General features: G+C 64.2%; 17 protein-coding genes. 7 read left to right on the top strand and 10 right to left on the bottom strand.

Features of this window, described 5'->3' with window-relative positions:
• The first annotated feature begins 19 nt into the window (after positions 1-19).
• The 5 genes from VGM51_03240 (at position 20) to VGM51_03220 (ending at position 6,245) form a co-directional block, all read left to right on the top strand.
• Entirely contained in the window at positions 20-1,567 is a 1,548-nt protein-coding gene (locus VGM51_03240) for a hypothetical protein (GenBank protein ID HEY3412053.1), read from the top strand.
• A 525-nt stretch (positions 1,568-2,092) separates the two neighbouring features.
• The gene (arsM, locus tag VGM51_03235; GenBank protein ID HEY3412052.1) at positions 2,093-2,965 is read left to right on the top strand and encodes an arsenite methyltransferase; all 873 of its coding nucleotides are present in this window, start codon (positions 2,093-2,095) and stop codon (positions 2,963-2,965) included.
• 3 nt (positions 2,966-2,968) lie between these two features.
• Positions 2,969-3,703: a low molecular weight phosphatase family protein gene (locus VGM51_03230; GenBank protein ID HEY3412051.1), complete on the top strand. Its 735-nt coding sequence runs from the start codon at positions 2,969-2,971 to the stop codon at positions 3,701-3,703.
• Positions 3,700-4,785: an ACR3 family arsenite efflux transporter gene (gene arsB / locus VGM51_03225; GenBank protein ID HEY3412050.1), complete on the top strand. Its 1,086-nt coding sequence runs from the start codon at positions 3,700-3,702 to the stop codon at positions 4,783-4,785. The genes VGM51_03230 and arsB overlap by 4 nt, the downstream gene beginning before the upstream one ends.
• A 254-nt stretch (positions 4,786-5,039) precedes the next feature.
• Complete coding sequence (locus tag VGM51_03220; protein ID HEY3412049.1) at positions 5,040-6,245, top strand: class I SAM-dependent methyltransferase; 1,206 nt, start codon at positions 5,040-5,042, stop codon at positions 6,243-6,245.
• An 85-nt stretch (positions 6,246-6,330) separates the two neighbouring features.
• Here the strand turns inward: VGM51_03220 and VGM51_03215 are convergent, their stop codons facing one another.
• The 10 genes from VGM51_03215 to udk form a co-directional block, all read right to left on the bottom strand.
• Positions 6,331-6,876 carry a hypothetical protein gene (locus VGM51_03215; GenBank protein HEY3412048.1) on the bottom strand — a complete coding sequence of 182 codons (546 nt, stop codon included), beginning with the start codon at positions 6,874-6,876 and terminating at the stop codon, positions 6,331-6,333.
• A 14-nt stretch (positions 6,877-6,890) separates the two neighbouring features.
• Positions 6,891-7,442 carry a hypothetical protein gene (locus VGM51_03210; protein HEY3412047.1) on the bottom strand — a complete coding sequence of 184 codons (552 nt, stop codon included), beginning with the start codon at positions 7,440-7,442 and terminating at the stop codon, positions 6,891-6,893.
• A 128-nt stretch (positions 7,443-7,570) separates the two neighbouring features.
• A complete protein-coding gene (locus VGM51_03205) occupies positions 7,571-8,188 on the bottom strand; it encodes a non-canonical purine NTP pyrophosphatase (protein HEY3412046.1) in 618 nt (205 codons plus the stop codon).
• Positions 8,185-11,136 carry a GH116 family glycosyl-hydrolase gene (locus VGM51_03200; GenBank protein ID HEY3412045.1) on the bottom strand — a complete coding sequence of 984 codons (2,952 nt, stop codon included), beginning with the start codon at positions 11,134-11,136 and terminating at the stop codon, positions 8,185-8,187. Before VGM51_03200 ends, VGM51_03205 begins: the two co-directional genes overlap by 4 nt.
• Positions 11,137-11,153: 17 nt before the next feature.
• Positions 11,154-11,537, bottom strand: coding sequence for a cupin domain-containing protein (locus VGM51_03195; GenBank protein HEY3412044.1), 384 nt, complete (start codon positions 11,535-11,537; stop codon positions 11,154-11,156).
• 46 nt (positions 11,538-11,583) lie between these two features.
• Entirely contained in the window at positions 11,584-12,747 is a 1,164-nt protein-coding gene (locus VGM51_03190; protein HEY3412043.1) for a metallophosphoesterase, read from the bottom strand.
• Between the two features lie 156 nt (positions 12,748-12,903).
• Positions 12,904-13,149 (bottom strand): type II toxin-antitoxin system HicA family toxin, encoded by a 246-nt coding sequence (locus VGM51_03185; protein ID HEY3412042.1) that lies wholly within the window; start codon positions 13,147-13,149, stop codon positions 12,904-12,906.
• Entirely contained in the window at positions 13,146-13,352 is a 207-nt protein-coding gene (locus VGM51_03180) for a 2-oxoisovalerate dehydrogenase (GenBank protein ID HEY3412041.1), read from the bottom strand. Before VGM51_03180 ends, VGM51_03185 begins: the two co-directional genes overlap by 4 nt.
• A gap of 636 nt (positions 13,353-13,988) precedes the next feature.
• Entirely contained in the window at positions 13,989-15,986 is a 1,998-nt protein-coding gene (locus tag VGM51_03175) for an N-6 DNA methylase (protein ID HEY3412040.1), read from the bottom strand.
• A 10-nt stretch (positions 15,987-15,996) separates the two neighbouring features.
• Entirely contained in the window at positions 15,997-16,635 is a 639-nt protein-coding gene (gene udk / locus VGM51_03170) for a uridine kinase (GenBank protein HEY3412039.1), read from the bottom strand.
• 192 nt (positions 16,636-16,827) lie between these two features.
• Between udk and VGM51_03165 the strand changes: the two genes are divergently transcribed.
• Complete coding sequence (locus tag VGM51_03165) at positions 16,828-17,496, top strand: redoxin domain-containing protein (GenBank protein HEY3412038.1); 669 nt, start codon at positions 16,828-16,830, stop codon at positions 17,494-17,496.
• Between the two features lie 252 nt (positions 17,497-17,748).
• A complete protein-coding gene (locus VGM51_03160) occupies positions 17,749-20,625 on the top strand; it encodes a 4Fe-4S dicluster domain-containing protein (GenBank protein HEY3412037.1) in 2,877 nt (958 codons plus the stop codon).
• The last annotated feature ends 5 nt before the right edge of the window (positions 20,626-20,630 follow it).

The raw sequence follows: 20,630 nt of genomic DNA, 5'->3' as shown, positions 1-20,630 counted from the left end.
ATCGCGAAAGGAGGCCTTCTTGGACTGGCTAAAGATAGTAGTGAGCCGCCCGGTGATGTCGGCTGCGGCGCTTGTGGTGCTCTGCGCATGGGCGCCCGCCGCGCAGCCCGTGGCGGACCGCGTCTATGGACAACCCGATTTCGTGTCTACCACGCCGAACAACCCCCTGATTCCGCCCTCCAACCAACTGACTGAGCCCCGGGATGTGGCCGTTACCACCGAGGGGGTGTATATCAGCGACTACCAGAATAATCGCGTCCTGTTCTTTCCGGCGGGAAGCACAACGGCGTCACGCGTTTACGGGCAGGATGGCTTCACGACCTTCGATCCCAACCACTTCGGGCTGAACGAGTACAGCCTTTCGAAGCCGACCGGCCTTGCCGCAAATGCCACCGGCCTCTACGTTGTGGACTATCGGAACACCCGCGTTATCTGGTACCCGCCGGGATCAACCACCGCGGGGCGCGTCTACGGACAGCCGAATTTCGGGTCGAGCACGCCTGGCTGGAACGGCATGAGCGATGCGAGCCTTACCTACCCGGATGGAGTGGCCGTGGATGACGCCGGGGGTGTCTACATTTCGGACACGGGCAACGCCCGCGTTCTGTATTACCCGCCCGGCAGCAACGTGGCGACGAAGGTTTGGGGCGGCCCCGATCCATTCCATATATATCCATACGGGATCGGCCCGGACAGGTTCTCATTCCCGATGGGGCTCGCGGTGAATAACGAAGGGTTGTACGTTGTGGATTACGGCTACCACCGCGTCCTATTCTTCCCCACCGGGTCCACGGTCGCTACTCGCGTCTACGGTCAGCCGGACATGTACAGCGGTGAACCCAACAACGGCGGGATTGGCCCGAACACGCTCCAACAGGCGCAAGGGGTTGCCGTCGATGGGCAGGGTGTCTATATCAGCGATTATCTGAACAGCCGCGTCCTGTACTTCGAAGGTACCAGCACGGTCGCCAGCGCGGTCTATGGGCAGCCGGACTTCACCTCTGTCGGCCTGAACCGTAATGGGGTTACCTCCCTGGGATTTTACGTTCCGCGAGGCATCGCATGCGACGCCACCGGGTTGTATGCCTGCGACTCCTACAATAGCCGGATACTGCATTTTCCGAAGCAGTCCGCCGAGACGGCGGCCGGCCTCAGCATCGTCACTCAGCCGGCGGGCGCCGTGGCCGGCCAGCCGCTCGCCACACAGCCCATCGTCGAAGCGGTTTTGACGAACGGCAACGTGGCTCAGTCCTATCAGAGCGCCGTGAAACTGACGCTGATACCTGTTTCAGCGCCTCCGTATGCCATGCTCACCGGCGCAACACCGATAACGGCGGTAAACGGCATGGCCGTTTTCAGCGGACTCACCATCGACACTCCGGGCACTTACAAATTCAGGGTCACCTCAGCCACGTTCCCGCCTCTCGAGACCGGTACGTTCATAATTGCGCCTCCCTCCGGTACGCCAGTGCTCGGCGACATCAACCTTGATGGCTCGTTCAACCTGGCGGATGTCGTCAAACTGGCCCGCATCTATGCCGGCCTGGACACCTTTCCTCACGGCTAGGTATATCCGGCCGCTACGCGGAGCACCCGAGCCCCGTCCGAACGGACGGGGCTCGTTTTATCCGGAGATCCATCATTGCCTCGAATTTGCTTGACCCGCGATGTTTGCGATGCTATTATTTCGATGGTTGTAGAAATGTAGGAGAGTTATATGGCGGAGCCGAACCGGACTGAGTTTGATATTGCGGCAGCGTTCAAGGCGCTGGGGGATCCCACCCGATTGAGTATCTTCGAGTTTCTCTGCGATTGCTGCGGCGACGTCGCCGTGGACGAAGCGGGGGGAGTCAGCCGCGCGGAAGGCCCGACAGCCGGCGAAGTGTGCTGCCGCGTGACGGGAGCGGACAGGATCACCTCCACGGTTTCGTTCCATCTGAAGGAACTGCGCAATGCATCGCTCATCGCGATGCAAAAACGCGGGAAGCATATGGTCTGCAGCGCGAACCGGGAGACTCTCGCCGCGCTGCAGGCGTACTGGAATCGCATGGGTACGCCGGCTGTAACCGGCCGTTGTGATGAGGAGTTGAAGATGGCTGAACAGATTGCTTCAGGCGCGGATGTGCGCGACATCGTCAGGGAAAAGTATGGCAAGGCGGCATTGACCGTGCTGAACGGACAAGGCGCGGCGTGCTGCGGGGGAAACACCGGAGGGGGCGGCCGCAACCGCGGCGATTCGTGTTGCGGGGGTGACGCCATCACGGGAGACCTCTACGATTCCATCGAAGAAGGCCAGATCCCGGAGGCCGCGATGCTCGCCTCTCTGGGCTGCGGGAATCCGACGGCTTTGGCCCAACTGGAGGCGGGCGAGACCGTGTTGGACCTCGGCAGCGGCGGCGGCATCGACGTCCTGCTTTCCGCCAAACGCGTAGGCCCCACCGGATTCGCCTACGGCCTGGACATGACCGACGAAATGCTTGCGCTGGCCGAGCGGAACAAGGCCGAGGCCGGCGCGACGAACGTCGAGTTCCTGAAGGGCCAGATCGAGGAGGTCCCGCTTGCGGACGGCACCGTCGATGTCGTCATTTCCAACTGCGTGATCAACCTATCCGCGGACAAGGACGCCGTTCTGCGCGAGGCGTTCCGCGTGCTGAAGCCGGGCGGCCGCTTTGCGGTGTCGGACGTGGTAGTAGACGGCGAACTGCCGGACGCCCTGCGCAGGGATATGGAAGCTTACGTTGGCTGCGTGGCCGGCGCATTGGAGCGCGGTGATTACCTTCGCCGCCTGGCCGCCGCGGGTTTCGCGGACGCCTCCATCGAGCCGACACGGCGCTACACCTTCGCGGACCTGGAAGCCACAACGTGCTGTTCGCCCGAGGTGGCCGCCCTCTCCGATGAAGAAAAGGCCGGCCTCGACGGCCGCGTGATGGGCGCGTTCATCCGGGCCAGAAAGCCGACGGTGTAGCCGGTGAAAGTCACAGTTGGCGTTTTCGAAGGCTGCCCGAACGCGCAGCCGACGGTCGAGCTGCTGCACCGGGTCCTCTCCGATGAGGGGCAAACGGCGTCGGTGGAAGTGATACACATCGACGATCCCGACGCCGCCGTGACCCACCGGTTCCTGGGTTCGCCAACGGTGCAGATCGATGGCATGGATATCGAGCCCGCGCGGCGAGACGATAACGGTTTCGCTGTCACGTGCCGCGTTTACCAGTCGGAAGCCGGAAACCACGGCATCCCGCCTGTGGAAATGGTCCGAGCCGCAGTCCGGGAGGCAACGGCAAATGACAGGGCGATCGTGAAGACGGTTCTGTTCGTGTGCGGCCACAACGCCGGCCGCAGTCAGATGGCGGAGGCGTACCTGAACCACGTTGCGCGACAGGGTCACCTTCCCGGTCTGGCGACATCGGCCGGCACAGGGCCCGCGGAGCGCATCAACCCCGCAGCCGTGCAGGCCATGGCCGAGATTGGCATCCCCATGGAAGGCCAGTACCCGAAGGTGATGACCCAGGAGATGGTGGACGCCGCAGCGAAGGCCATCACGATGGGTTGCGGCGTCGATGTGGCCGCGTGTCCGGCCAGGTTCCTTGTCACTGAAGATTGGGACCTGGACGACCCGGCCGGCCAGCCCATCGACGCGGTGAGGACCGTCCGGGACGAGATTCGCCGGCGCGTGGATGCGCTGCTGAAGGAAATGACACGATGATTGAAGCACCCAACTGCCACCCGAAATCCAGGCTGTCGTTCCTGGATCGGTTCCTGACCCTGTGGATATTCCTGGCGATGGCCTTTGGCGTCGCGCTGGGCAATCTGGCGCCGACCGTAGTGAAGGGCATCACCGGATTCTCGGTTGGCACAACGTCGATCCCTATCGCCGTGGGCCTCATTCTGATGATGTACCCCCCGCTGGCGAAGGTGAAGTACGAGGAACTGGGCGAGGTTTTCCGGAACACGAAGATCCTGGGACTCTCGTTGTTTCAGAACTGGGTCGTCGGCCCCATCCTGATGTTCGTGCTGGCGATCACCCTGCTGCCGGACAAGCCGGAATACGCCATCGGCCTCATTATGATCGGCCTCGCCCGGTGCATCGCGATGGTCATCGTCTGGAATCAGCTGGCGGAGGGTGACACGGAGTATGCGGCCGGCCTGGTGGCGTTCAACAGCGTCTTCCAGGTGCTGTTCTACAGCATCTACGCATACCTTTTCGTGAAGGTCCTGCCGCCACTCCTTGGAGTTCATTTCGGGAACGTGGACCTTTCGAAGATCACCATGGCCGCGATCGCGAAGAGTGTGTTCATATACCTCGGCATTCCGTTTATCGCCGGCATGCTGACCCGTTTCGTGATGCTGAAGGCGAGGGGCAAGGGGTGGTACGAGGAGACGTTCATCCCGCGCATCAGCCCGATGACCCTCATCGCGCTACTATTCACCATCGTAGTGATGTTCAGCCTGCGGGCACAGACCATCGTCCAATTGCCTCTGGACGTGGTGCGAATCGCGATACCGCTGCTCATCTACTTCGTGGTGATGTTCCTCGTGTCCTTCTACATGGGTCAGAAGCTCGGAGCGGATTACAGCAAGACGGCGACACTCTCGTTCACCGCGGCCAGCAATAACTTCGAGTTGGCCATCGCCGTTGCTGTTGCTGTGTTCGGCATCCACTCCGGCGCGGCGTTCGCGGCGGTGATCGGCCCTCTGGTGGAGGTGCCGGCGCTGATCGGCCTCGTGAACGTGTCTCTCGCGCTTCGCCGACGATGGTGGGGTATCTACGGGGCTTCGGGCGCGTAATCCTGCGGCCGGCACTCGCTGTACGCATCGCAAGGGGAGGCCGGCCGTATGGTGGATCGGTCTCCCCGCCCCTGAACGCGACAGACCGGCCCAGCCCGGGTTGCTGAGGGGACATCCAGCGGGCGGTAGTGATAAGATTATTTAGAGCAATCGAACGTTCCGTGTCCGCGCCTGCCGGCGGCCGGTAGAACAGCTTATCCCCGGCGCTGGCGGGAGCCGCCACGGATTCTCAAACCATACGAAGGAGGATTGTGATGCTCCCAAGACAAGTGCTGAACGCTGCCCTGTCCCGTGTGACGGAAGGGTGCTTCAAAGTCAGGTACTGGGACGGCGTGACCGAGTGCTTCGGCACGGGCGAGCCCCAGTTCACAATTCATTTCCGGGATGCGGGCGCGCTGGACCTTCTCGCGGGAGGGATAGAGAACGGCTTCAGCGACGGCTACATTCAGGGACGGATAGAAGTGGAAGGAGACGTCGCCGATGTGGTGGCGACGGCGATGCTGAACGTGGACGCTGCCCGCGGAGGCCTGCTGGGCAAGTTCATCAACACCGCCGTCAAGCTCCAGAGGCGGCGGTCGCTTGACAGACAGAAAAAGGACGTCGCCAGCCACTATGACCTCGGGAATGACTTCTTCAGACTGTACCTGGATCCTTCGATGACCTATTCCTGCGCCTACTTCAGCGGCCCGGGCGACTCACTGGAAGATGCTCAACGTCGAAAGGTCGACCTGTGCCTGAGAAAGCTGCGCCTGAAGCCCGGCGAAACGCTGCTGGATATCGGCAGCGGCTGGGGCTCGGCTATCATCCGGGCGGCGGAGAAGTGCGGCGCTTCGGCGTTCGGCATCACCCTCAGCGAGGAACAGCTTGCCGGCAGCCGGGCGTTCGTCAAGGAACGGGGGCTCGAAGGAAGGGTGAGCGTCGCCCTCCAGAACTACTCGGAGCTGGCCAAAGAGGGGCGCACGTTCGACAAGATCCTGAGCGTCGGCATGATTGAGCACGTTGGCCAGGCGCACCTCGCCGAATTCGCCGCGTCGGTGGAGCGCCTTCTGGCACCGGGCGGCATCGCCCTGCTTCACCACATCACTTCTCCGATGGCGGACCCGCCCGCACGCTCCGGCGAAGACGGGTTCACGGAGCGCATCTTCCCGGGGACATACATCCCCACGCTGGTGGAAAGCCTCACCCACCTCGTGTCGAACGGCTTCCGGATTCTAAACGTCGAAAACCTGCGGGAGCATTATCGGATGACGCTGGATCGATGGTCCGACAGGTACGAGGCAAATTTCGATACGGTGCGCGGCCGGTTCGGGGATGAGTTCGCGCGGAAATGGCGCCTCTATCTGCGGGGCTGCTCCGCCGCGTTCCGGGTTGGAACGTGCGAAGTGCACCAGATACTCGTTTCCAAGGGCGTTACGGATGCCGTTCCGTTGACCATGGCGGATGTCTATTCGCAAGGCTAAGGCGAGGCGCAGGGCTTGAGACTTGGATGTTGTGAATCGAGGCTGGAGGTCCGCGAACCTCCAGCCTCAATACTCAGGTCCCTGACTAGACCTGCGGTGGCGGCGGCGTTTCGTAAGCCACGTTGAACTCGCCGGAGGTCCAGTGGATCACCGCCCCGGTTGCGGCGTTGCGGGTGGTGAGTGTCAATGTGCCCTGTATGTGCGAACCATTGGCGACTTCAATGTTGATCGTTCCGCTGGTTGCGGTCCATATCCCGGTGGTCACGTAAGAGCCGCTCTGGTTCGCCGTTTCCAGGTACGTCGCCACCGCCGTGCCGGCAGCGTGGGAGGTGGCGATGAAATACGCCGCCCCGGCGTTCACGGGGCCATAGAGGGTCACGGTGAGGCGGTTCGAGGACGTGTAGGCGTTCACCGGCCCGGTCCGTTCATCGCCGTAGAGCAGCACCGTCGTGCCACCCGCGCTTGCGCCCGAGACATTGGCGGAAAAAGCGCCCGCGGCCGTGGTCCGGTCGGTCGTTGCGTTGAAGGTGCCCAGGGGAACCGTTGGCGTTGTTCCGCCGCCGCCCCCTCCACCACCGCACCCCGCCACCGCACAAGACGCGGCGAGCGCCAGATAGCTCAATATCCTCATCGGTTTCCTCGGTCCTACTGATACTTGACGTGGATCTCGCCGCCCGAAGCCGTCACCGACGTCTGTGCGTTCTGCGCCGGATCCAGCGTGGCGTTGAACGTTGCGTCCACGTGGTCGCTGGAAACGCGGGAAACGTGGATCGTGCCCGAGGAGCCGTTCCAGACCTTGGTTACCGATGTCTGCTGGTCCTTCTCGTTGTACTGCATAACCACGCCATCTACGTCTGTTCCACCGACGACATAATCGTGATTGGCGACCGGCAACCCGTTGAAGCGCACCGTGGTGACGCGGAGAACGCGGCCTGTCGCCGGTCCAGACGAAGCGGAGCCCTGTACCTGGAATCCGAGCACGTTGACCGTCGCCTTCACATCGGTCGCCTCAAAATCTCCGATTGACGATCCGCGCAGGCGAAAGACAAGGGTGGCGTCAGGGTTGCCCGTTCCGGTGCCCGGTGTTCCGAGACCTCCGCTGGCGCCCTGCCCAGGGGTTACCGACCCTCCGCCGCAGCCGCCCAGTAGAACGGCCGCGAGCGCAGCCAGGGATACCGTCCTGAAAGTGGAGTGCATAACGTATCCTTTCCAACAAGGTTGGGATAGACCGATACCGCGCCGAAATCATCGCCACGGGCTGCATCGAGAACCACGATCCGCATCGCGGCGCATTTTGAAGCCCCGCGCGGGGCTACGGAGCCATGTTAGCACGCGCGGCCATTGAGATAACATCTGAGCGCGGGACGCAGGTCGATGCCCACTTCATCCCAGGCGGTTCTCAGCCCGGCACGTTCTTCCGACGTGAGGTCCCATTCCGACTGCCAGCGCGGTGGATACAGGTAGAGCGCGGGGATCCAGAACCCCGGTGATGCCCTGTGGTCCGCCTGTTCCGCCAGCCTCCCCCACGGTCCGGCGCGTTCGACCGACGCCACCGGTCCGCTCGGAGAGGAGACGGCCACCGCCTCGTGCATCCGCGCGGCGCGTGCCTCCCCGTGTAAACCATCCAGCATGCCCAGCAGGGCAGCAATGCGATCCGCATCGGCCGGCCCCGCGAATCGCCGCGTCCGCAATCCGTCCCAAAGCGCGCCCAACGCGGGAATTTCCAACCCGCCGTCGCTGGCAATGGACAAAATGCCGGCCGCGCGGGCGTGGGCCGCCGCCTTGTCCTCGGCGTTCTCCCGATGCGTGGCCCGATCCTCGCTCACGCCGGGTTCGACCAATCCGATCTCGGCGGGCGTGACGATGGTGAAAGACAGGCCGCACAGCAGGGTTCGCAGCGCCTGCTGTTTCGCCGGATTACTGGTTGCCAACAGGATCGTCATTTCCCGTGCACGCTTTCCCTGGCCGGTGACACCACTTTGGCCCAGCAAGGCGAGAGGTTCCATACGGCGCCGGTCCGCACCGCCAACGGGTGGCGCAGCGTCATCGGCTTGCCGTCCACATCGCCCATGAGTGTCGTGAGGTCTGGCGTGACCCCGAACGTCTTTAGAACGGTGAGCGTGAGATCCTTGGTCTCCGGCACGGCGTCCACACGGCCCCAGAACGTCGGGAAGAACACCGGGAGGTGGAGTTCGCCCATCCCCTTCGGGATGTGCGGCGCAAGATAGAGCGTCCTGTTCGGTATGTCCAGCGAGGCGCCCGTGAGCGCGTTGAGGGTGTGCCAGGTGGCCGGGCAGGTCATATAGCAGACGAGGCCACCCTTCTTGCCGCCGGGAGCCTCGTAGATAAGCGATTCGTCCCAGGGGCTCCGGTTCATCTCCCAGGTGATCTCATAGACGCGACGCTGCATCTCCATGCCATCGTCGGGGTAGCCCTGGTAGATCGCTTCGTCGCCGAGGTAAGCCTGGTGCTGGATGACAAAGCACGTACTCTTGAAGATGCTGCCGTCCGGCTGGACCTCCATCGGTGGAACAGGCTGGAACGCCCACAGATGGCGGCTCAGCAGGCTTGATACCTCAGCGTTCACGATCTTGAGCGGAAGCGTGCGCGGTAATCCGCATAGCTGCGCCAGCCAGTCGCCCGCGAGGGAGGCAACGAACGTATTCTCCACCTTCTGACCGTCCGGCGCCGCCCATTTCCGGAAATGATCGCCGGTCCAGAGCCGCTTGATCGTCGCCACCTGGACGGCTTTGAACTGCTTCTCGTATGCCGCGGCCTTCCTGGCGTTGCCGACGTGGCGTTCGGCCGCGATGGCGGCCTGGAGCGCCCCGAGCGTGCAACTGGCGGTGTAGATGAAGGCGCCCGGGGGAAGGTGCTCGTAGTCGTAGGTGCTGCCGCCTTCCGGGATGCCGTCGCCGTCGCGGTCTGCCGCCTTCAAAAAGGCGACGGCTTTCTCGATGTGAGGAAGGTTGCGCTTGAGGAACGCCGTGTCGCCGGTCCATCGGTATTCCTTCAGCGTCTGCATGATCCACGAGGCGCTGAGGTCCGGCCAGTCCGTAACGCCGTAGCCGACGTTGGGATCGCCGAGCGTCTCGTGGACGTTGCCGACGAAATGGGTGATCCGCCCGTCGTTCTGCGGCGTGAGGCCCTGCGCGTGGGCGTACATATCGAGCTCTTTGCGGTCCTGCCGGCTGAAGAACTGGATCCAGAGAGCGTGCGCCGCCATGCGCTGGTCCATCGTGCCCAGCGCGCCACCCATGTCGACCGGGCTTTCGAGAACGGAAAACCGCCCGTCTTTCGTCAACACGGTATTGGAGAACGCCGGAAAGGCGGAATTGAGCATCTGGCGCTTGAACCAGACCGGCAGGTTGGAGTTCTCAATGAGCTTCTGCCACTCGCGGGTCTCACGCCAGAGACGGGCGGCGTTGCCGGCGGCATAGGACGCGATCTCGGTGACGTTCCGAAAGGAGTTCTGCCAGTAATGCCCGAGATTCGAGGTCTGGTCCTTGTAGATGGGTTTGCTGAGGAAAACGTGGACGATTCGGTTTGTGAGCGGAACACGTCTGCCGTCCAGGTCGGTCAGGCCCAGTTCGTGAATCGACCAGTAATAGAATCCATCGAGGCCGGTATTGGTCACGCGGACGCGCTTCGCCGTGATGCCGCGCAGGTCGATCTTCAGCACGCCGTCCCTGACGGATTTCGCTGTGGCGGCGGCGCCGGCCCTTGCATCGAGTGTCCAGGCCCCGCCATTGGAGGTCTCCACCCGGTAGCCGTGTGGATAATCGTTCGGCGACGCCTTCGCATCCAGGGTCAGGAACCCCAGGGCGCGTGGCTCCGCCAGATCGATTTCCACCGCGTCGCCGGGACGCATCGCGCGGGCGGTCGTCCATCGCGTGGCTGGATCGCCGTCCAGCATGAGGTTGACATTGGTGTCGTCCCGGGCCGGCCGATCGTATCCCGCGATAATCCTGTGCGTAACGCGGTGCGTCGGCATCGCCCAGGCGATGATGAACGGGACCGTCTTCGCTTCGCCGGGTTTGAGGTCAACGGTCACCGCCACAGCCCCGCACGGTTCAGCGACCACCGGCACACTGGAGGTGGTCGCCACGACGATCCGTTTGGGAAGCACCTGGGCAATCGGGCAGGCGTGGGGGTCGAAGGTCGGCATCTGCTGGAGCGTTTCGTCCGGATTGACGACGCCCATGAAGTACTCGCCGACGACGTTCTGGCGCTGCGTCTTGTAGCTCTGCCGCGTCTTGAACAAGAGGCCTCTGGCGGCGCCGGCGTCCGCGGGAATCTCGTGATTGCCGGCGAGGCTCGCCCACTCACCGTTGCCCTGGCGACCGCCATAGCCCAGGTAATTCGGCCAACCCAGGGCCAATGTCACCTTCACCGCACGGCTCGTGGGATTACCGACCGTGTAATCCAGATGCGCCACCGGCAGGCTGGAGTCCTTTGCGTTGTTCGGAATCAACGACGACCACGCGTGCAGATCCACCTTCACGGGCAGGGCGGGATCGCGAAACATCAGTTCAGCGGAGGGGAATGTGCCGCGGTAGGAGACCTTGAAAACGTTGGGTATCCGGTCTTTGTAAGCGTTGGCGGCGGCGGCCATTCGCAGGGTTCGCTGAACGCGCTGCCTGCCATCCGTGACCGACACGATCGCGAGGGCGCCCGCGAGGGCTTTGGTGGGCCGGTCCCAGTTGTGGTTTATTGTGGCCCGGCCGAACCACCCATCCGGGTAGATCTCCACTTTCCCGACGCCGATGCCGCCCAGCGGCACGCCGGAATTCCAGTGTTCATTGACGATCCAGCCCGTATTGGCATCGTAGGATGCGCGCGCGGCCACCGCGATGCCGAGGAGCAGGGTGATAGCGGCAAGGCGTTTCAAGGTTACCACCTCCTGCGCTACTCGGTTACCGGAACCGTCTCAACCATTGGGGACGATTGCGCCACGATCATCCGCAGCGGTTCCCACCCGGTGCACGTGGCCTGATGCGGTACGCCTCGTGGGACACGGATGGTATCGCCCGCGGTGAGGTGGAAAAGCGCGTCGCCAACCTGAAACTCGCATTCGCCGCCAACGACGTGGCCCACCATCTCCGCGTTGGGATGCTGGTGGAGCGGGTCCTCCTGGCCGGGCAGGACCCACACCAGCGCAAACGTCAGCTCCGCGCCGGCCATCGCCTTCGCATTGACCAGCGTCTTTCGAGCGCCCCAATCGAAGAACTCCGCGTCCGCCATTTCGGGGTCGGCGTAGATCGCGTCGGCTTCAAATTCAAAATCTTCCATCGGTTCTCCTGTCACGCTGCAACCGCCGGACTCAACCGGCGGGACACTACGTATACGTTGCCAGGATGCGGTCGCGCGCTTCCTGATAGAGCGCCTTCTCCTCTTCCGTCGGCGCGATCCGCATCAATTCGTGCGCGACGTCCGCGATCTCCTGCCGCTGGCTGATGCTGGCGCTGCCCGCGTCGTCCGGGGCGAGGCGCGGCCCTTCCGACACGTGAAGGCCACGCGAATCCAGATCGAAGTAGAAATTGCTGTCCGCGCCGACGGCGTAGGCGTCGCGCAGGCGGAGTTTATGGAAGGACTCACCCGACATGGGGCCGGCAAGCACCACCTTCAGCAGTTGGTCCGGGTGCGATACCTCCCGGATGCGGGCCTTCAGCCCTTCAGTCGGGTCATCGTTCGGCAGTTCGGTGGTCTTGACGACCTCCTCCTTCATCTGCTGCGGCACGATGTCCACGTGCTCGACCTTCTGCAGGCCCTTGCGGTCGACCTCCAGGTAGTAGAATCCGGGGTGCACGGTCTTCTCGCCGAACGTGTGGCGCTCCGTACTGCCGGGGACGAGGACCGTCGTCTTCCCGAGGATGAACCGGTTGAAATCGTGCACGTGGCCCACGCCGACCAGGTCCACACCGATCTTCGAGAGGGAGTCCTTGCTCAGGATCGGCTCCGTGGCGTCCGGATGAATGGTGCCCTCCACGCCGTAGTGCATGAGCAGGATCTTGAAGTCAGCGTCCGCCTCGTAGACGACGTCCTTCAGCGGATCGTCGCCGCGGCCGAAGGTATGTGACACGCTGAGGCCGCCGACGGCGATGCGTACCCCTTCGATTTCCTTCACGACCGGCGCGGGGTTTTCGGCGCTCGTGAAAACGTGCGCGTGGCCGACCTCGTGGTAGATGCGCAAGGCCAGCACGCCCGTGGTGCTCATCCGGTGGACGTCGTGCGTGCCGCCTATGCAGTAGACCTGGATGCCGGCTTCGTGGAGCCGCCGGAAATCCTGCGCCACCGCCACCAGTTCCGTAGTGCGCGGGTCCGGCATATCGAAGAGATCGCCGGCCTGGAGGAAGAGCTGGCAATCGTGATTGAGGGCGTAGTTGACCGCCTCGCGCCAGCGTTCTCGGATGCGCTTGCGGCGCTCCGCCAGCACTGCCGGGCCCATCTTGGCGTAATAGGCGTTGAGGTGATTATCCGAGGTGAGGACGATGCGTACCATAGGTCATCGGTATTGTAGCGCGGTGGGAGGGCTGAGGGCTGAGGGGCAAGGGCTGAAAGCCGAGGGCTGAGGGCTGAGGGCTGAGGGCTGAGGCTGGGCAACGGAGCGCGGGCGCCCCGCCCGCATCCACCATCCGGTAGCGCCAGCGTCCGACGTTTAGTTGCCGAATATTCGCTCTGATATCTCGTCACGAGTCAGGCCGAAGTGGGCGGCTACATCCGAGAGGATTCCTGCGATGGTTCCAACGCGCAACGCTCCATGCAACGGCACGGTCACATGGTGCTCGCCGTTCCTCTGTGTGGTAAGGCGAAGGTGGCTGCCGGTTTGACGCGTGGCGGTGTAACCAAGGCGCTGCAGCCCGAAGGCCAGGCCGCTGCCGGACAAGTCACGCGGCAGTCTCACGCCGCGATAACCTCGTCTCGAACGTGGTGAAGGCGGAGGACGCGCGGCTCTGCCCCCGGTTCGAAATGGCATCGCACGGCGTCACGAACACGCGCTGGAATCTCGTCCAGTGTGTCCGCCTCTGTGAATATGGATTCGCCCAGTGCGCGGGCCGTGAATCCGCCTTCGGGCGCTTCTTCCACCAGAAACACAAGCTCGTTCATGGGGCCTCCTAAACCAATTGTAGCGCGGTGGGAGGGCTGAGGGCTGAGGGGCAAGGGCTGAGGGCTGAGGCTGGGCAATGGAGCGCGGGCGCCCCGCTCGCATCCGCCTCGGAGCGATGCCCCAGCCTACTCGCCCGCATTGCGTTTTGCCGCGCGTGCCCAAGTAGTCCGACACCGCGAGCGCTATACCGACCGTCAAAAACGCCACTTGCCCTATCACGCAGAGAAATCGGTGGGGTATCAGGTGAGAAATGGCGCCACCACACTACGCCCACGCTCCAATGAGTATCGATCATCATTACCTAGGTTGGTCGGCAGGCTATCGCCATCGTCGATATGCGAGTAACAGCAACACGACGACAGCTGTTGTCATGACACCACCCAAGAATGCACCCCAGTCCATCAGTCTGCCCTCCGTAGATTCGTCTGATAAATCACCGCGCCTTGCCGCCATGCCAGCCTGCTGAGGCACTGTGGGGTTCAGTGGTTGGTGATGTCTAGCGGCGGGAGCCGGTCCTTCGACTTCGCTGCGTTCGTTCATCGCTCCGCTTCGCTCAGGATGCCCCCGAAACGGGCGAGGGCGCCCGCGCGACATTTCCCTCGGCGCATCGGTTCTCAGCCCTCGGGCCACAGCCCTCAGCCCTGATAAAGCCCTGCCACCAGCGTGTCCAGTTGCCACTGGATGGCGGTGATGGGCTGGCCCATCTCCTGCGCTTCGATGGCCTGGTACACCCAGTGCTCTACCTCTTCGCGCTGCTCCGCGGTTGGTACGGCGATGGGGAGGCGGTTGACGTAGGCCACCTTCACCTGAGCCTGCGCACGGCCCTCTTCCTGGCTCAGCAGATGGTAAAGCTCGTTCAGAAACGCGCTGTTGAGGAGGCCCAGCAGATAGTGGTAAGTGAGCCCAAGGGCGCGCCCGGCATCGGTCAGCAAGAGCGTGTGAAGCGTGTTGTCCGTGTAGACCGGGTCGTCGTCGGATTGGCGGAGATAGGCGGCGAACAGATCGTCCTCGGTCTGGCGCAGGAAGAGGCGTTCGGCGGGCGGAGACTGGCCCAGTTCGCCGCGGAACCCCCACGTTTCGGCGTGCGGCGATTCCCTGCCCCCGCGCCCCTGCCCGCGCCGCTCGGGGTCGGGCTGGTAGTCGATGTCCACCCATTTGTACTGCGCATTGGGGCTGTCCCAGCGCACGATATAGCGCTCCAACTGGCGTCCCTGGATCAGCTTTCGCAGTCCGGGCGCTTCCTGGATGAAGAAGATGCGGTGGCGGACGTTTCCACTGTTGATGCCGCAGTCCTTTGCCGGCGCGACCTCGCCGAGGCGGCAGAGATGGGGGGGCTGGGTACCGGGTGCCGGGTGTCGGGTATAAGGGTCGTCACTCGGAACTCGGGACTCGGACCCCGTCTCCGCGAAATACCGGTTGTACAGGTCCACCGCGCGGGGTGTGGGGCGGAAGAACGGGATGGTGGGGTCGGCATAGGCTTGAGCGGGCACATGCAGGCGTTCGACTCCCTTGGGCGGCGGTTCCGTTTCGAGGGTTTCCCACGCTTCTTCCGGGGCTTCGCGGGCGTCCACGTAGTCGATCGTGTCGAACAACTCGGGCTCGGCGCGGACCGCCAGGGTGATGCACGTGTTGACGCTGGCAGCGAACGCCGAGGCCGGGACGCGGACGATCTCGCGCAGCGCGTGCGTGCGCAATGTATCGCGCGTGCGCGCCTTGGAGGCGATGGTCAGGAACGTGTCGGATGTGATCGCGCAGACGCAGCCCCCGGGGCGCAGCCAGTCCCACGCGCGATGGAGGAAGTGCGCGTAGAGGTCGTCGTTCCAGCCGAATGCCTTTCGCAGCGCGATGCGCGCCTTCTCGGGGTTCTTCAGCGACGCGAAATACCGGTTGCCAAGGTATGGAGGGTTCATGACGACCACGTCCACCCCCTCCGGGGCAATGGCGGCGGGCCGCACGGTGAGCGTATCGCCGCAGTAGGTCTGCGGCGCCGCGTGGATGCGCTCACCGGCGAGGCGTTCCGCGGCAATGTTCAGGCGGATCAGCGCGGTTTCGAGCGCCCGCGGATCGACGTCGGCGGCGATGATGTGCTCCAGCGAATGGCGCACGACATCCGGCGCTTTCGCGCGCGGTTCCCGACGGCGATGGAATGCGACAACCTCCTCGAAGACCGGCACGAGGAGCGCACCGCAACCGCAGGCAGGATCAAGGACGGTGATGTTGTCCATCGGCCGCCGGAGCGCGGCCATCTCCAGGGCGCGGCGGGCCATATAGCGCGCGATCGGGCGCGGCGTGTACCATCGGCCGTGGCGCTTATGATCGGCGTCGGGCCTGGAGAGGCGATGGAATTCCTCAAGCCATTCGGGATTGAGCGCACCGGGCACAGCCTCATCGAGGGAAACGGGATAGAGGGCCAGAGCGTTTACGGCAATCTGCGCCAACGGTCCATACGCCGGGTGTGGCGGCTCGGCAACCTCCTGCTGCCTGGCGACCGCCAGGATGCGGCGCAGCGCCTCCTCGTAAAGCGCCACGGCAATGGGAGCGGCGTCCTCCGTGGAGGCGTACTGGCGGACGATGTCGGAAGCCGGGAGTTCACCCCGGAAAGGAGCGCGTCGGGTCGGGGCTCTCGGCGGCATCGCGGCGGCTTTACCTCTCCCCCGCCCTCGGCGCGACGGTGCGCTGAATGTAGGAAGTGACCACGTCCACCGCCATCTCGTTGTGCCCGCCTTCCGGCACGATCAACCGCGCGAACTGCTTGCTGGGTTCGACGAACTGAAGGTGCATCGGACGAACCGTGGAGAGGTACTGGCGATAGACGCTGTCCAGCGACCGGCCGCGCGACTGGATGTCCCGGCGCAGACGGCGCATAAAGCGGATGTCATCCGGCGTATCGACGAACAGCGGCACATCGATGATGGCCCGCAACGCCGGTTCCGCGAGGATCAGTATGCCCTCCAGCAGGATGATGGGCGCGGGTTCCACCTTGGTGTAGCCGCTGCGCGCGTGCCGCGAGAAATCGTAAACCGGGTGGTGCACCGCCCGGCCTGCCTTCAGCGCGGCGAGATGCTCCACCAGCAACGCGGTGTCGAAAGCGTCCGGATGGTCGAAATTCGTGCGCTCTTTTTCCTCCTCGGTGCAGGCGCCGGTGTCCTTGTAGTAGGAGTCCTGGTGCAGCAGGAGAGGCTGGTGCGGCGCGAGACGTGCCCGGATGGCGCGGGCGAGGGTCGTCTTGCCGGAGCCCGTGCCGCCGGCGATGCCCACGACGATGTTTTGGCGGGGTTGCATTCCAGATTCATCATAGCAGACAGGAGGCAGGAGGCAGGAGTCGCGCGGCGTGGCGGGAGTTGGCGGCATCTTGAGCGGTGCGCAGCGGGGAACGAGCGGTACGAAGTGGAAGGGCAGCGCAGTTCCCGACCTCGCCGGCCGGGGTCCGGCGGATAGCTAACGTGCTATGATTGCGCCTATGGAGGCTGAACGATGAACCCAAAGTACTTCCTGATCTTTGCACTGGCCGTCGTTTTGGCGACCATCGGTGTCACCGTCGGGTCTCAGCGAATCCGGCGGTGGGGACCCCATTCCTGGTCGGCCCAGCTCAAAGCAAACGCCCCCGCCGCCTCTAAAGGGACAGCGGGCTTGATCATCAACGGCCCCATGCCCAATTTCGCCCTGTACGATACCACCGGGGACCGCCATGCCCTTAAGGATGCGCGCGGCAAGATCGTCGTCCTGCTCGTTCAGGGAAACAGGTGTCCCTGCAGCGAGTCGTACGTTCCCCGGATCAACGCGATCAACCGGGACTACCGTCCCCGGGGCGTTGAGGTGTGGGCGTTCAACCCCAACCAGAACGAGACCGAGACCGAGACCCGCGCCTTCGCCCGCCGGCAGCATTGCGAATACCTGGTAGCCTACGACCGTGGCTTCGTGGCGGCGGGCGCGCTTCACGCGGCGTGCACGACAGAAGCGTGGATCGTCGATCGCCAGGGGATTCTGCGCTACCACGGCCGCGTGGACGACAACATTTTCGAGCCGAAGAAAGTGAAGGTCAGCGACCTTCGAAACGCGCTCGATGACCTTCTGGCCAATCGGCCGGTCGCGGTGCCCGAAACCCGCGCCTACGCCTGTTCCGTGCGCCGTCTGGGAGCGTGAAACTGGCCGTTAAGAAATATGTAGGAATGGTTGCCACAAATCGAGGGTATGTCAGTTACTGAACCGGCAGTATGAAGGCGGCGCCCAGGCCGGCCGCCTTCAACACCCGGGCAGAGCAACTGATTTACCCACTGGGCAGACACCGGCACAAACACCGTGGAGTTCGCGCGAAGCGCGTGCATTTAAAACGGGCTGTGCCGAAAGGGAGAACCGCCGGCGGATGGAAACGATGAGTGCGGGAGGAAACCACGCGTGGACCTGAACCGGCGACAATTCCTGAAGGTGCTTGGCATCACCGGCGCAGCCGCAACCGTTGAGGGGTGCGCCGGCACAAGCCATGACAAACTCATCCCGTATCTCATCCCGGTGGAGAGCATCAAGCCGGGCCAGTCCACGGATTTCGCCACAGTGTGTCGGGAGTGTCCCGCGGGGTGCGGCATGGTCGCCCGCGTGCGCGACGGCCGGGCACACAAGGTCGAGGGAAACCCCGACCACCCGGTCAATCGCGGTGCGCTCTGCCTCCGCGGCCACGCCGCCCTCCAGGGTCTCTATAATCCCGATCGCATCACGGGCCCGATGGCCCGCGATGAACACGGCCGCCTCCAGCCGATTTCGTGGGAAGACGCCGAGCGGCGTCTTCAGAAGGCGTTGTTCACCGCCTCCGGCGCGAGGGCGCTTTGGATCGGCCGGCTCGAAACCGGGTCGATGGATCGCCTGATCGGCGCGTGGCTGCCGGCGATCGCGCCCAATCACACGCGGCTGACCTACGAACCGTTCGCGCACGAGCCCCTGCGGGCCGCCGCCGGCCGAGTGCTCGGCAGCCCCGAGATCCCCCGATTCCGGATCGCCGACGCCCGCATGCTGATCTCCTTCGGCGCGGATTTCCTGGAGACCTGGCTCAGCAACGTGGAGTTCGCCCGCGATTTCGCCGCCTGGCGGGACGCCCGCCGCGCGGGTAAACACACCGGCCGGTACGTCTTCATCGGGCCGCGCCTTTCGCTCACCGGCGCCAACGCGGATGAGTGGATCCCGGTGCGCTCCGGGGCGGAAGGCCTTGTGGCGCGCGCCCTGGAAACCGCGGTGAACGGCGGCGATCCCGGCAGCCTCGCGGAGCAGGCCGGAGTGAATGTGGACGTTATTCGCCGGCTCGCCCGCGAATTCAAAATGGGCGGTCCGTCACTCGCGCTGCCCCTCGGGGTCGCCGGCTCCGGGGCGGATGCCACGGACGCCAACGAAGCGGTGCTCCGATTGAACAAGGCGGCGGGAAACGTGGGGCGAACGGTGGTCATGGGCGAACCCCACGCGCTCAGCGCGGTCAGTTCGCACGCCGAGGCACTGGAGGCGATGCGCTCCGCCGCCGGCGCCGTTGTATTCCTGCACCACGTTGATCCGGCCTATGACCTTCCGGGAACCGGCGCGCACCTTTTCGAAGGCGCGAAGGAAGTGGTCAGTTTCGCGAGTTACCTCGATGACACCACCGCCAAAGCGGCTACGCTGGTTCTGCCCGATCACACGCCGCTGGAGTCCTGGGGAGAGTATACTCCGCGCGCCGGTGTGACCGGCCTGATGCAGCCGGCGGTTGCGCCGGTGTTCAACACGCGCGCCACCGGCGACGTGCTGCTGGCATCGGCCTCGAAGATGGGCCGCGAACTGGGCGCCGCTTCATTCAGGGACTACGTCCGAAAGGCGCATAAGCTGGACGACGACGCATGGAACGCGGCGCTTCAGAAGGGCCTCGTCGCGGGCGGCGAAATCCCGTCAATCCCCGTTTCGGCGCGCGGTAAGGCGTCCCCCGCCAGCCGGCCGGCCGCCAATGCTGACGAGATCCTTCTCCACGTTTACCCCTCGCTCCACTTCTACGACGGCCGCTCGGCGAACCGGCCGTGGGCGCAGGAGATCCCCGACCCCATGGCCAAGGCCGTGTGGGGTTCCTGGGCCGAGATTCACCCGGACCTGGCGGGAAGCCTCGGCGTGCGTAATGATGACGTTCTCGTTCTGAAAACTTCCGCGGGGAGAATCGAAGTTCCTGCCCTGGTGACGGACAAGGTCCACCCGAAGGTGGTTGCCGTGCAGATGGGGCAGGGCCACGCGGAGTTTGGGCGATATGCCAAGGGAACCGGAGTCAGCGCCGTCAGCCTGGTCCCGGCGGACACCGAGGACGCCTCGGGCGCCCTGGTGCTGTCCGGGTTGCCGGTGGAAATCACGAAGATACCGGTGCGACGCACATTGGCAGTCCTGCAGACGTCCACGCGGCAGATCGGTTCGGCGATGGCGCGCGGCATGACGCTCGCCGGCCTCGTCCGGCTACGGAAAACAGGCGATTCCGGCGAGAAAGAGGGCGAGGACCTGAAGGCCAGCGCCTCGCTCTACGCCACGCGGGCGAAGGGCGAGCATCACTGGGGAATGGCCATTGACCTCGATCGCTGCATCGGCTGCAACGCGTGCTCCGCGGCGTGCTACTCGGAAAACAACGTCCCGATCGCAGGGGAAACCGAGTGCGGGCGCGGCCGCGAGATGGCCTGGCTCCGCATTGAGAACTATGAGGGCGGGCCGGAGGGCGGCAAGCTCCTGCAGATACAGGGGAAGCGTCCCGACGCTGAAGGCTCCCGAAAAGTGGACATGCGGTTCCTGCCGATGCTGTGCCAGCAGTGCGAAAACGCGCCGTGCGAGTATGTCTGCCCGGTGGACGCCACGGTTCACAGCAGCGACCACCTGAACCAGCAGGTCTACAATCGCTGCGTAGGCACGCGGTACTGCTCCAACAACTGCCCCTACAAGGTCCGCCGCTTCAACTGGTACGATTTCGCTTGGCCGACACCGATGGACCAGATGCTCAACCCGGACGTCACCAAGCGCGGGCGTGGCGTGATGGAGAAGTGCACCTTCTGCATCCAGCGTGTCCGCGGCGGTGTGATTGACGCGAGGGCGGACAAGCGCCCTGTTCGGGACGGCGAAATCGTGACCGCCTGCCAGCAATCCTGTCCGGCGAACGCCATCACCTTCGGCGACCTGAATGACCCCTCCAGCGAGGTGTCCCAATTGTCCAAAGATGCGCGCGGTTACGGCGTGCTATCCGAACTGAACACGTTCCCGAACGTCACTTACCTGTCCCGGGTGAGGGCGGACTGATTTCT

The sequence above is a fragment of the Armatimonadota bacterium genome (assembly GCA_036504095.1).
Taxonomy (GTDB): domain Bacteria; phylum Armatimonadota; class DTGP01; order JAKQQT01; family JAKQQT01; genus DASXUL01.
The sequence above is the reverse complement of the archived record's forward strand: the minus strand, read 5'-3'. Positions and strand labels throughout refer to the sequence as shown.

Excerpts from the sequence above, each read along its gene's own strand:
- VGM51_03195 (HEY3412044.1), bottom strand. The coding sequence starts at position 11,537 with ATGGAAGATTTTGAATTTGAAGCCGACGCGATCTACGCCGACCCCGAA.
- VGM51_03205 (HEY3412046.1), bottom strand. The coding sequence starts at position 8,188 with ATGACGATCCTGTTGGCAACCAGTAATCCGGCGAAACAGCAGGCGCTG.
- VGM51_03220 (HEY3412049.1), top strand. The coding sequence starts at position 5,040 with ATGCTCCCAAGACAAGTGCTGAACGCTGCCCTGTCCCGTGTGACGGAA.
- VGM51_03175 (HEY3412040.1), bottom strand. The coding sequence starts at position 15,986 with ATGCCGCCGAGAGCCCCGACCCGACGCGCTCCTTTCCGGGGTGAACTC.
- VGM51_03210 (HEY3412047.1), bottom strand. The coding sequence starts at position 7,442 with ATGCACTCCACTTTCAGGACGGTATCCCTGGCTGCGCTCGCGGCCGTT.
- udk (HEY3412039.1), bottom strand. The coding sequence starts at position 16,635 with ATGCAACCCCGCCAAAACATCGTCGTGGGCATCGCCGGCGGCACGGGC.
- VGM51_03165 (HEY3412038.1), top strand. The coding sequence starts at position 16,828 with ATGAACCCAAAGTACTTCCTGATCTTTGCACTGGCCGTCGTTTTGGCG.
- arsB (HEY3412050.1), top strand. The coding sequence starts at position 3,700 with ATGATTGAAGCACCCAACTGCCACCCGAAATCCAGGCTGTCGTTCCTG.
- VGM51_03190 (HEY3412043.1), bottom strand. The coding sequence starts at position 12,747 with ATGGTACGCATCGTCCTCACCTCGGATAATCACCTCAACGCCTATTAC.
- VGM51_03215 (HEY3412048.1), bottom strand. The coding sequence starts at position 6,876 with ATGAGGATATTGAGCTATCTGGCGCTCGCCGCGTCTTGTGCGGTGGCG.
- VGM51_03180 (HEY3412041.1), bottom strand. The coding sequence starts at position 13,352 with ATGAACGAGCTTGTGTTTCTGGTGGAAGAAGCGCCCGAAGGCGGATTC.
- arsM (HEY3412052.1), top strand. The coding sequence starts at position 2,093 with ATGGCTGAACAGATTGCTTCAGGCGCGGATGTGCGCGACATCGTCAGG.